The sequence below is a fragment of the Absicoccus sp. genome, assembly GCF_034090965.1.
Lineage (GTDB): Bacteria > Bacillota_I > Bacilli_A > Erysipelotrichales > Erysipelotrichaceae > Absicoccus > Absicoccus intestinalis.
The window spans coordinates 1-11,787 of sequence record NZ_JAXDRQ010000031.1; the positions used below are offsets into that span (position 1 = coordinate 1).

Here is an 11,787-nt window from a genome sequence, read left to right on the forward strand (position 1 = left end):
GTGAAGTCGTTACTTCACAAGCAACCGGTCATAACTGGAAAGTCAGTGGATGGACATGGAGCGATGATAACACGCAAGCTACGGTAACCGTTACTTGTCAAAATAATACCAGTGAAGTTCGTACCTTGAATGCCGAAATCCGTTCGGATGTTGTCGACGAACCAACTTGTGTGGATGAAGGAAAAACCATGTACACGGCAACGGCAAAAGATCCAGAAACGGGAAAATCCTATGTTACTTTCAAGAATGTAACAACACCAGTCATTCCAGATGGACATGCTTTTGAAGCCGGAACTGGAACATGGAAATGGAACGATGACGATAGCAAAGCGCAATATATCGCAACTTGTCTATTGTGTGATAAAGAAGTGCCTTTCGATGCCACCATTACCCAGACCGTTACCAAAGAACCAACTTGTACCGAAGCTGGAGAAGCCAACTTGAAAGCAACCGCTATTCTGGATGCAGCCGATCCTGAAGATACAACCGTGCAAGATGAAACAACAGGTACCATTAAAGCATTAGGACATGATTGGCAAAAACCAACATTCACCTGGAATGCAGATAAGATCAAAGCAACCGCTACCTTTGTTTGTGCAAGAGATAAGAGTCATACAAAAGTCGTCGATGCAGTGGTTACTTCCAAAGTCACAAAAGAACCAACTGCTTCTACAACGGGTGAAAAAGTGATCATGGCTACAGCAACCTTAGATGGTAAGACTTATACCGACGATCAAACCATCGCATTAGCGAAGAAAACAGTTTCGGCAAAACAAACAAAAGTGAAAACCGATAGCGTGGATACCGGCATCCATGCGTTGACTGGTGTATATGCCAGTGCAGCCGCTGTTTCTGCAGGACTATTCCTAACTGTAAGAAAACGTGAAAAATAGCTATTTCTACTTGTTTTGATCAATAGAACCGATGGTTCCGAACGTATGTTCAAGTCATCGGTTTTTTTCATCATTTCATTTTTGGGGTTTCCAAATTTGTCGACTTTGAAATCCTTCTTTTTTAAAATGAGAATTCAAGCAAGTGATTTCTGTAGGAATCAGCTGCAGCAACCACATAGGCTCAGACAGACTTTGTAAAGTATGAATTGGGATATGACGAAATGCAGCTTCTTTTTTATAAGCATCACTAAATCGCTCTGGTATTTGGATTTGTCCTTCAATCTGAATGGATTTCAATTCGCCAAAGGAAAGATTCGTATCAAAAACGGCAGCAGCTACATGTCTATTTTCACGTAATCCACGAAATTTTAAACCTCCCTCGGTAAAGATCCATAGTGCATCATCATGCCATGTGTATTCCAATGGAGTACAACGAATAAAATCCTTTGCACCGGTAGCTAATGCTAGAATTTTATGCGATGAAAGATACGTATGAATCCATGAATAAAGAACTTCTGGATTCATTTGTTTTTCTGCTTCCTCTTTACGTGTCCAAAATGAAATGGCTTGTTCATATTCTTGATTTGTCATAAAGTTTCCTCTCTTCTCTTGATTAATAATACGACAACAATATATTTTTTATAAGATTTCCCCTGTGTAAGCTTTTACCAAAAAAAGAGTCTACTCCTATAAAGTAGACCCTGGATCATTAGATATGCAATGCGGTTGTATAAGCACCCCAAATAGCGCTCATCAAATTGCCTGGATGCACCGCATCACCAAGCAAGTGGACATGCTCATCTTTGATTTGTTCGTAGAGATCTTGATCCGCTCTATAACCAACCGAAACAATGATCGTATCGGCTGGAATTTCTTGTATGGTTTTGTGAACCCCTTGCAAGCTCATCACCATGGCCCGATCATTGATATTTGGTACATTGAGTGAGGTTGTCTTTACAAAAGCCTTACCGTTTTCATATTTCTTTACGGTCGAATATTTCAAGACATCCACATGATAGAATCGCAACAATTCTTTCAAGCAATTATAATTGGCAGCAGACAGACCTTCGACATTTAGAATTTCTGGCAGAGCTTCCACGATCGTGACTTTTTTATTGCGACGGGCCAGATCATAAGCCAGTTCACATCCAGTCAATCCACCACCGATGATCACAACATTTTGATTCTTGATATTTTGATGAGTCAATGCATCGATCGCATATCGAACGTGTGGTGAATCAAAACCTGGTGTATCTAATTTTCTTTCATGGGCACCGGTAGCTACAAAGACCTCATCATAGTTAGCACGATCTTCGGGTTTAAATTCGGTATGGAACAAAACATGAACGCCTGTATCTTTGATTTGTTTACGATACCATTGGAGCAATTGGCGATCGTCCTCTTTAAATTCAAATGCAGAAGCGGCAATGAACACACCACCCAATTGATCGCTCTTTTCATACAGATCCACCAAATGGCCACGTAAAGCCGCCACGCGAGCGGCTTCCATACCCGCAATACCGCCACCAACCACAGCAACTTTTTTCTTGGTTTCGGCTGGCGTGATATTATAATGATTTTCCATTCCACATCGAGGGTTCAAAGCACAACTGATATCTTTTGTTGCATGGGTCTTTGCATCATATTGGAAAATCCGTGCTAAACATCCAAAATGACACGAAATACATGGGCGAATATCATCTTCTCGACCTTCTTTGAACTTATTGGCACGATCGGCATCCGCCAATAATGGTCTTCCCATTCCCATCATATCGATGCGTCCTTGCGCAATGGCTTGGTCCGCTAGGGCTGGATCATCAAAACGACCACCACAAATGACCGGAATATTTACATGCTTGCGTAATTCCGCAACATCGTCCAGATTCAATGCTTTTGGCATATATACAGGTGGATGTGGCCAATACCATGCATCGTATGTTCCATTATCACAATCCAGCATGTCATATCCAGCTTCTTCCAACATTTTGGCAACCTGGAAGCTTTCTTCATAATCACGACCAAATTCCTCAAATGTTTCACCCGGAACAGCCCCTCGATTAAATCCTTTTGTATAACTCTTTACCGAATAGCGAATCGATACGGGGAAGTCTTCGCCACATTCCTTTTTGATGGCTTTGACGATTTCACATGGGAAGCGCAAACGATTTTCTAAACTACCACCATATTCATCTTGACGATGGTTGTAATTGCGAATCGTAAATTGATCCAATAAATATCCTTCATGTACGGCATGGATTTCAACTCCATCAATGCCAGCATCCTTAGCTGCTTTGGCACCAATCGCAAAACCTTTGATGTATTCTTCGATTTCCGCCTTTGTCATTTCCCGATTGTTTCGTTTTGGATTCCAAACATTCGGAAGCGCGCTCGGAGCGGGATCATCTGGATTTGTGCTGGATCGTCCAGATAGCGCCGAAATCATGATAAATACTTTGGAACCATATTTATGGATCCCGTCCGCAAGATATTTTTGCCTTTTCACATAGCTTTCGGGATCATTCAGAATGGATGCCATCGCATTCTTTGGCAAGGGTACAAGCCCGGTAATGATCAAACCAGTGCCTCCTTTGGCGCGTTCAATGTAATAGTCTGCACCATCTTTTGTGTAGCTACCATCTTTGTTCATCAAACGTGGGGAAAAGACACCCATGGGCAAAAGGGCAATACGATTGGGAACTTCTACCTTTCCGATTTTCACCGGAGAAAAGAGATGTTCATACTTTGACATAAATTTTCCTCCTATTTCGCAGAATTCATTCGGTTAATGCTTTACTATTATAGTACTCATTTATGTAACCGCTGTCAATTATTGAATTTTTACATACGAGATGGTAATAAAACACAAAAAAACGCAGATTTCTCTGCGTAAAAAGACCGATGATCGAAATCATTCCTCGATCTTCTTAAAGGCACTCTTTGGCAGACCACAAACAGGACATACCCAATCGGCTGGAACATCTTCCCATACCGTTCCAGGGCGGACACCATGGTCTGGATCGCCTTTTTCTGGATCATAGACATAGCCGCATGGACATTGCCATTTGGAAAAAGAAGCAGAATTCTTTTCGGTGTTTTGCGTATCTACTTCCGAAAGATCAAGCAAAGATCCTACCAAAGCAGGCACCTTGGCATAGTCGCCTTCTTCTGGATTCCAAGAAGATTTCACTTCATCCGATACCACTTTAAAACCAGCTTCTGTCAACATTTCCCGTAGGACTTTGCAGCCTTCACCGCTCCATCCATAACAGCCAAATACAGCGGCTTTCTTTCCCTTTAATTTTAAGGATTTCAAATAATAAAGAAAACTTGCCATACTTGCCAAGATACCATTTAAAATGGTTGGTGAACCAACCGCGATGGCTTTGGATTTAAATACTTCATAAAGAATATCATCTTTTTCTGTATGATCAACATTAAATACCTTGACGATCGTATCTGGGGAGACACGATGGATTTCTTCCGCAATCGCATGCGCTATTTTTTCTGTACCATGCCATTCTGTCCCATAAACAACCGTCACTTGATTTTCCTGATAAGTATCTGCCCACTTCGCATAGGCTTCCACAATTCGCATGGGATCCTCTCGCCAAATCGCTCCATGACTCGGTGCGATCATATCAACAGGCAAATGCATCGCTGCCAATTCTTTTACCTTTTTTGTGACCATTGGTGAAAATGGTGCCACAATATTGGCATAATAGCGCATGGCTTCTCGCCAAAGAATTTCTTGGTCGGCTTTATCCGCAAACATTTCTTCAACGGCATAATGTTGTCCAAACGCATCCATCGAGAATAAAATGTTGTCGCCAGTTAGATACGTTGCCATGGAATCTGGCCAATGCAAGAAAGTCATTTCAACGAATACTAATTTTTTTCCATTTCCAATTTCTAGACTATCTCCCGTATGGACCACATGGAAATTCCAACCTTGTTTTCCATATTGTCCTTCCAATGATTTTACAGCGTTAGCCGTACAATAGATGGGTGTATCGGGAATCAATTTCATCAAAGCTGGAAGGCTTCCAGAATGATCATTTTCACCATGATTCACCACAATATAATCAATCGCATCCAAATCAACTTCTGTCTTCAGATTTTCAATAAATTCAAACTGATGCGGTGCCCAAACCGTATCCATTAACACTGTTTTTTCTTCTTGGATCAGATATGCATTCTGTGAACTGCCAGAGTGGATCGTATAATCATCTCCATGGAAAGTTTGCAGATCCCAATCCATATAACCAATCCAATACACATTATTCTTTACCTGTTTTTTCATCTTTGCCTCCAATCAGAAAGCTGTTTCCTATAACTTTCCTTCTATATAAATCGTAACACATGTTTCCATACAACTTAGTTGCGAAAACAACAGAATGGAAGAATACACTCCACATCTAAATTTGATAATACGCAAGAATGATATCTACTTGTTCTAAGGTGGCACCTACCAAATCAAAAGAACTCTTTCGACAACACCAATCATACACATATCCTCTAGCTGTACGTAAAAGGGCTTCGGCCACTTGTTTTTGTTTTGCTTCATCCAAGCCCGCTTTCTTTAGATTCGCAATCAGTTGTTTGGTTAGATATCGATCTTCTGAATATCGATAATGATTTTCGGCATTGATTTGATTCCGAAAGGTAATGCTGATGATTTCTACACCTGTATCGACACACGTTTGCATCTGGAATCGAATCAACGCTTCGATTCCTTCGCGAGGACTTTTGAATTTTTGCGTTTGATATTGTTCTTCCAATTGTTCATCAAAGGCAAAATAGCCAAAATCAATGATATCCGCTTTGGACCGATAATGATGATACAATCCACCAATGGAAATCCCAGCGGCTTTTGCGATATCCTGTACTTTCACATTGTCAAATCCCTTTTTTTCAAACAATTGAAAAGCACAATCATAGATTCTTTTCTTTGTTTCTTCCCTTTGCCGATCTCTTGTTGTCATATATCCTCTTCCTCAATCATCCATCTTGTTATTCGATCGTATAGCCAGCTTCTTCTAGACACTGCATGGCAAGATCAAAATCCGTAGCTTTCACAAGAACATAATCGGTATTGTAAGTGGATAGTGCAAAAATACTGATCTGATTGTCAGCAAGTATATTTGAAATTTTCGATAAGATCCCGATCAATGAAAATTCCAAAATGCCTTCCAGGCGAAAGCCTTTCCATCCATCTTCTCGAGCAATCGTTTGTAAGGGTGTATCTTTCGTATTGCATACAAACGAAATTTCTTCATCGGTTTTGCCAATGAAATAAAAATTTTTCGTTAAATCAATGACATGAATATCATTCACTTTACATACTGTCAAATCATAAGGTATTTTTTTTAAATGCATCTTTATCCATCTTCCTCTATAAATTTTTTATTCTGTGGCCATACGAATAATCGTTTTTCCCTTTGATCGGCCCCGTTTCACCTTATCCAACGCTTGATTGATCTGATCTAAAGAGAAGATCTCATCGATCGAGGTATCCAAGGGATGATCTTTATCAAACAAATGGTTGATCATTTCCAGTTGTTTGCCGTTTTCATGCACAAAGAGAAAATCATACGTTTGGTCTTTGGCTGCTGCCATTTTATCATATTTTCTTCCGGCAACTTGAAAAAGTACACGTTTCAACCAGGACATATGATTTCGTTGGGCAAATCGACCATTGGGTAAACCACGCAATGAGACCAGATGGCCCCCTCGTTTCAGTATCTTAAATTCATTGGGCAGTTCTCGATCTCCTAATGTATCCAGCACGTAATCCACCGAATCTAAGACATCTACATAGTTTTCTTTTTTATAGTCAATAAACTTCTCAACCCCCAATTTTCGCACTCGTTCTTCGTTTTCTTTATTACCACTGGTATAAACATGCAAACCCAGGGCATGGGCAATCGGTATAGCCATAGCGCCAAGGCTTCCTGTCCCACCAGAAATAAATACGGATTCGCCGGCTTGTACATGCATCAATTCAAAGGCTTGCATGGCTGTAAGAGCGGTTAAAGGAACCGTTGTGGCTTGTTCAAACGTGAAATAATCGGGTATGGTCGCAAGAGCTGATTCTGGCACAGCAGCATATTCGGCAAAAGCCCCAATCTTATGAAGCGGAAGACGTCCATACACGCGATCCCCTTCTTTAAAATGCGAAGCATTCTTTCCAACTTTTACCACGACACCGGCCAATTCATTGCCCATGATCAGTGGCAATGAGTAAGGAACAATGAGTTTCACTTCTTTACGAATGATCATATTATCCAAAGGATTCACAGCGGCAGCCATGACTTTGACAAGGACTTCCTTCTCATCAGGTACAGGAATGGTAATATCACGAATTTCCAGATCTGTCCCTTTTTTATTATAATGCGTCAATATGGCTGCTTTCATTTCATCTCCTCTTCTTTCTCCTGATTTTCGTTGATATACATTCGCATATTTTCAATACAATCGGTAAGGGATATTTTCCTCAATTTTTCTTCGACATCTTCTTCGGTTTGGCGAAACATATTGCCAAGAACCGGACGAATATTATGTCCAACAATACACGCGTCATTTGGATTCTGATGGATGTCAAACAAATGCAACTGACTCGTTTCCGTCACGGCTGTATATACATCAAACAATGTGATTTCATTGGGTTGTTTCTTCAAATGAAATCCACTAATGCCTCGTCGCCCTTCAATCATACCGGCCTTACGGAGTCGAGTCGTCAATTTGCGAATATAACTCGCATTGGTTCCGACACTATGTGCAATTTGATCGGAGTTCATTGGTGTTTCTGATTCCGCAATCAAGATCAAGGTATGTATTGCGGATGAAAATTTCGTATCCATATCTATACCTCCAAGACATAGGTTGCCATATATTCTGTATCCTCTGCCGTTTTGATACCTGGATCTGATTGAACAAATGACCCTTTTAAGCCTTTTTCCTTTGCTGCAATCTCAAAATGACAAAGTGCAATTCCTACATCTACTTTTTGAATATCGCCATACGAGTCTTTTTCATACCCCTTTGTTTTCTTTTCATAAAAATGGACTTGATCTTTTTCTACAACAACGCGCCAAGGTTGTTTATTCGTAGCCGAAGGGGCCCATCGTACCATTTCCAAAGGAAAATGCCAAATATTTTCATCCTCATCGCGTAAAGGTGTGTCAAAAGTATCTTTATAAAACAAAGACTCAAATGGCAATCGACTATCGGACTTCATGCCTTTGCGCATCAACTTTTCTCTGACCGATCGTTTTTCTGCCGCATATCCAAGTGGTGTAACAACTGGCATTACTTCATCTGCTTTCAAATCAATCGCCTGTTCGAAAGATTTACGATCAATCGTAGCCGCCAACCATACAGTTCCAAGGCCTAATGAAGTGGCATAAAGAATAAACTTTTCAAAAGCATATCCAAAAGATAATTCTGCATTGTTTTGTTTCTTATACTTACCTGCAACATAAGTATGAGCCCCAAGAATAACGGGACTGCTCACATGATTTTTTTCCGCATCTAAAAGAATAAAATCAACGGGAACATCAAAGAGTCCTTTATCTTGATTTAGATAAGACCTTACTTGATCCATAATATCTTCGGCAATAGCCTCTTCTTTATACGTTCTTACACTTTTTCTTTTTTTATCACGTCTGTATTCATAAGATTCTCCTATTGTATTTGTATTTGATACTGATACATTATCACACGATGATTCCAGTGACAAGAAAAATCTAGCTAATTTTGATTTTCAGCTAGATTCCATTCTTTTTAATCCATTGACCGATTGCTTCTTCTGCCTGTCGAGCAAATAATTTCTGTTTTTTATTCCTAACATACGAAGCCTCTTTAGACGAATCCTTTTTACCTTCAGGATTATTGGATTCAATAAAACTATGTTGTGCATCTGGATAGGTTTGGACATCCACATCTACCTCATTTTTCATTACATTCATATAACTCTTTGCCCTTTGTGAAATGGGATCTCTTCCAGCCAATACAAACATAGTTTTTAGCCATCCCCTTTCAAAATTTTGTTTTGGAAGACCAGTCGTCCATGGATAACATAAAATCAAACCATTGAGATGTTCATTTTCTTGAATCAACATTTTTGTCGTTTCAGCAGCATAATAGGCACCCGCACTATATCCAATCATATCCATCTTTTTTGGATCCACATGATATGTTTCTGCATGTGCATCAAAATATTTGACGACATCCGCAATTTCTTTGACCCCATATGAGATGGGTTTCACATCAGCTGTTGTATAATTGACACTTACGATCATGGCATGCCATTGGTTACAAAGTCGATGACTTAGTGTATCCAATGCATCCGCATCACCAGCCACAAAACCACCTCCATGTATATGAAAAACAATTGGAATTTCTTCCTCATTTCCTTGAGGTACATATATATTTACCGAAACCGGATCCTCATTCTTACGAGGAATGATCAATCTCTCACCTATTCTCTCTTTATCTGTTTTTTGCATGATCATTCTATGGGCTTCACAGTTCTGTCTATAAGAAGGAAGAAAGATCGTAAACCCTACATTAAAAAGAATCAGAAGCAAGCTTTTAATCGATAAAACAACTATTACTACTTTTCATTTCTTTTAATAACTCTTGAAATTTCATATACTTATCCCATATAACATGAATCAATCCGTGTTTGAGATATATACAAAAAACTTCCAAACACTAAAGCCACTGTGATTCCAAGAAGAATAAGAATCATTCTTTGCCATTTTTGTGGCAAATCCTTAAATGCATATGCATACCTCTTCCCTTCCTTCTTATGAGCTTTGTTTATTTAAAAAATGGACAAGTCTTCTAAACGCGTCAGCGGCAGTCGAATTTGTTCTTTCTTCAGAGACAAAGCAATGCGGCATTTTCTTTCCCTTCTCTTTCAGTGGATCCACTAATTCATTGACTACTCCCGCTTTATCGAGAGCATCATGCATCTTATTCATATCCATACGATATTCACTGCCAAGTAAAAAAGTGGGAGGATACTCACTCGTTACATGAGAAATAGGATTGTAAAGAGATTTATCCTCTTGGGACAAGAAAATCGTGCCTTTCACATAATTTCCAATTAACAATCGACATGCAAAGGAAAACGTATCATAATCCAATGGCGCATCATCTATCACAATGGCTTTCACCTGCTTTGCATGTAAAGATGGCTTGATACCGATTGCTTTTGCATAATTCCGATTTGTGAGGGCACTTCCCAATTGGGAGGCCATGATGGCACCAGCTGAAGAGCCCATGATAATGACATTTTGCATATCTAGATGATAGGCATCTGCATGCTGGCTCGCCCAAGCAAATGCTTGATTGGCTTGAATCAGTGGAACCGGAAAATGATAATCAGGTACCAATGCATAGTCTACATTCACAATCGTAAAGCCTGCCTTGACCAAATCATCCAACAAGGCAGTAGCCTCATTTGCAGCCATAGGATCTCCCATATCTTTACTGCCACCGAAAAAACCACCACCATGAAAATAAAACAGCGTCGGATGGTTTTCCATTCGATTTTGAGAAGGATAAATGATATCTAAATAACTATTCGGATATTTTTTACCATATTCAAGATCCGTAATTTTATAGAGTCCTGCTTCTGTTATCCCACAAGAAGGCTTATGCAAAGGTGAAAAGGTATTGACGGGATGATCTTTATACATCATTTTCTGAATCAAACCAACCACCAATTGTGGATGTATCGCAACTGCACATCCCAATACACCTATGCCGATACATCCAACCAATAAAATGGTTCCGATTCTTTTCAAGATTCGCTTTCTTCTCATGGTTCTTCCTCCCTTGCTCTTTCTTTTGACTTAGTCTATCATAGGGATAAAAGTGAGACAAGTGTCTAACAAAAATGAGACAAACAGGGAGAATATGACTCATGAAAACATCCTATAAAAAAGAATCCTATGTGGAAAAAGAATTGGTGGAAACGCTAATCAGGCTCCTTCAAAACCAAGAAATGGATGAAATATCCATTCGTGATCTTTGTCATGAAGCAGGTGTTGGACGGGCTTCCTTCTATCGTCATTACCAAAACAAAGAAGAAATTTTAGAGCGACATGCAACGTCTTTAATGAAACAATGGGAAAAAGAATTTGAATCCAATCCAAATTCACGACCATGGAATGTATTTGAAAGTCTATTTACTCATATAAAAAATCATCAATCCTTTTATAAAATCTTATATAAAACCAACCGGGATATGGTTTTGCGAACGTCTCTTCGCCAAAAAATAGGGCTTGCCACAGAACTTACGAATGAAGAAGCCTATCAAAAAGTATTCTTTGCCGATGGCATCTGCGGTTGGATCGAAGAATGGATCGAACGCGATATGAAAGAATCACCCAAAGAACTCAATCAGTTGCTTCAACATTATTTCACAGATATTCTTTCTCATTTGGGTGAACTCTATATTAAAAAAACCTGAAATAACCCCATATCACCTTTTCCCGACTATTTCATCGATTTTCTATACCGTATACATTATGAATGTTTAACATTGCCTCAACGTTTTCTTACAAGTCTTTTTTTAAAATACTTTAGAAAGACGCAAGCAATAACTGTCTACAAGCAGTATTTTTGTGATAACTTCTTAACACACTCGAGATCAAAGTATTTGGACCTGGCGTTCCAATACAAGCGCCTATGTAACCTTAACTTGTACAGAGCCAGGCAAAACTATTTATATCGCAAGCACCTCTTTGATGGAAAAACCTATACGGATTCTCGTGAAGTCGTTACTTCACAAGCAACCGGTCATAACTGGAAAGTCAGTGGATGGACATGGAGCGATGATAACACGCAAGCTACGGTAACCGTTACTTGTCAAAATAATACC

At 39.5% G+C, this 11,787-nt stretch carries 13 protein-coding genes; 3 read left to right on the forward strand and 10 right to left on the reverse strand.

The window, feature by feature from the left end; genetic code table 11:
• The coding region (locus tag SOS22_RS04610; protein WP_320596479.1) for a hypothetical protein at positions 1-893 on the forward strand (893 nt) is incomplete at its 5' end.
• 75 nt (positions 894-968) lie between these two features.
• On the opposite strand, the gene SOS22_RS04615 is transcribed toward SOS22_RS04610, so the two are convergent.
• The 10 genes from SOS22_RS04615 to SOS22_RS04660 form a co-directional block, all read right to left on the reverse strand.
• Positions 969-1,484, reverse strand: coding sequence for a pyridoxamine 5'-phosphate oxidase family protein (locus tag SOS22_RS04615; protein ID WP_320596480.1), 516 nt, complete (start codon positions 1,482-1,484; stop codon positions 969-971).
• 118 nt (positions 1,485-1,602) lie between these two features.
• The gene (locus SOS22_RS04620; RefSeq protein ID WP_320596481.1) at positions 1,603-3,642 is read right to left on the reverse strand and encodes an FAD-dependent oxidoreductase; all 2,040 of its coding nucleotides are present in this window, start codon (positions 3,640-3,642) and stop codon (positions 1,603-1,605) included.
• Between the two features lie 159 nt (positions 3,643-3,801).
• The gene (locus SOS22_RS04625) at positions 3,802-5,193 is read right to left on the reverse strand and encodes a rubredoxin (RefSeq protein WP_320596482.1); all 1,392 of its coding nucleotides are present in this window, start codon (positions 5,191-5,193) and stop codon (positions 3,802-3,804) included.
• Between the two features lie 115 nt (positions 5,194-5,308).
• The gene (locus SOS22_RS04630; protein ID WP_320596483.1) at positions 5,309-5,875 is read right to left on the reverse strand and encodes a TetR/AcrR family transcriptional regulator; all 567 of its coding nucleotides are present in this window, start codon (positions 5,873-5,875) and stop codon (positions 5,309-5,311) included.
• A 28-nt stretch (positions 5,876-5,903) separates the two neighbouring features.
• Entirely contained in the window at positions 5,904-6,269 is a 366-nt protein-coding gene (locus tag SOS22_RS04635; RefSeq protein WP_320596484.1) for an ACT domain-containing protein, read from the reverse strand.
• A 27-nt stretch (positions 6,270-6,296) separates the two neighbouring features.
• Complete coding sequence (locus tag SOS22_RS04640) at positions 6,297-7,307, reverse strand: NADP-dependent oxidoreductase (protein ID WP_320325393.1); 1,011 nt, start codon at positions 7,305-7,307, stop codon at positions 6,297-6,299.
• A complete protein-coding gene (locus SOS22_RS04645) occupies positions 7,304-7,753 on the reverse strand; it encodes an Rrf2 family transcriptional regulator (protein WP_320596485.1) in 450 nt (149 codons plus the stop codon). Before SOS22_RS04645 ends, SOS22_RS04640 begins: the two co-directional genes overlap by 4 nt.
• A 2-nt stretch (positions 7,754-7,755) precedes the next feature.
• Positions 7,756-8,631, reverse strand: a complete 876-nt coding sequence (locus SOS22_RS04650; RefSeq protein WP_320596486.1) for a nitroreductase family protein — start codon at positions 8,629-8,631, stop codon at positions 7,756-7,758.
• Positions 8,632-8,659: 28 nt separating this feature from the next.
• On the reverse strand, positions 8,660-9,481 hold the full coding sequence (locus tag SOS22_RS04655) for an alpha/beta hydrolase (protein ID WP_277634204.1): 822 nt from the start codon (positions 9,479-9,481) through the stop codon (positions 8,660-8,662).
• Between the two features lie 222 nt (positions 9,482-9,703).
• Positions 9,704-10,726 carry an alpha/beta hydrolase gene (locus SOS22_RS04660; protein WP_277634203.1) on the reverse strand — a complete coding sequence of 341 codons (1,023 nt, stop codon included), beginning with the start codon at positions 10,724-10,726 and terminating at the stop codon, positions 9,704-9,706.
• Between the two features lie 101 nt (positions 10,727-10,827).
• Here SOS22_RS04660 and SOS22_RS04665 point away from each other — a divergent pair, with 101 nt between their 5' ends.
• Both SOS22_RS04665 and SOS22_RS04670 read left to right on the forward strand, forming a co-directional pair.
• Positions 10,828-11,376 carry a TetR/AcrR family transcriptional regulator gene (locus SOS22_RS04665; RefSeq protein ID WP_320596487.1) on the forward strand — a complete coding sequence of 183 codons (549 nt, stop codon included), beginning with the start codon at positions 10,828-10,830 and terminating at the stop codon, positions 11,374-11,376.
• Positions 11,377-11,607: 231 nt separating this feature from the next.
• Positions 11,608-11,787: hypothetical protein (locus SOS22_RS04670; protein WP_277634201.1), on the forward strand; the 180-nt coding region annotated here is incomplete at its 3' end.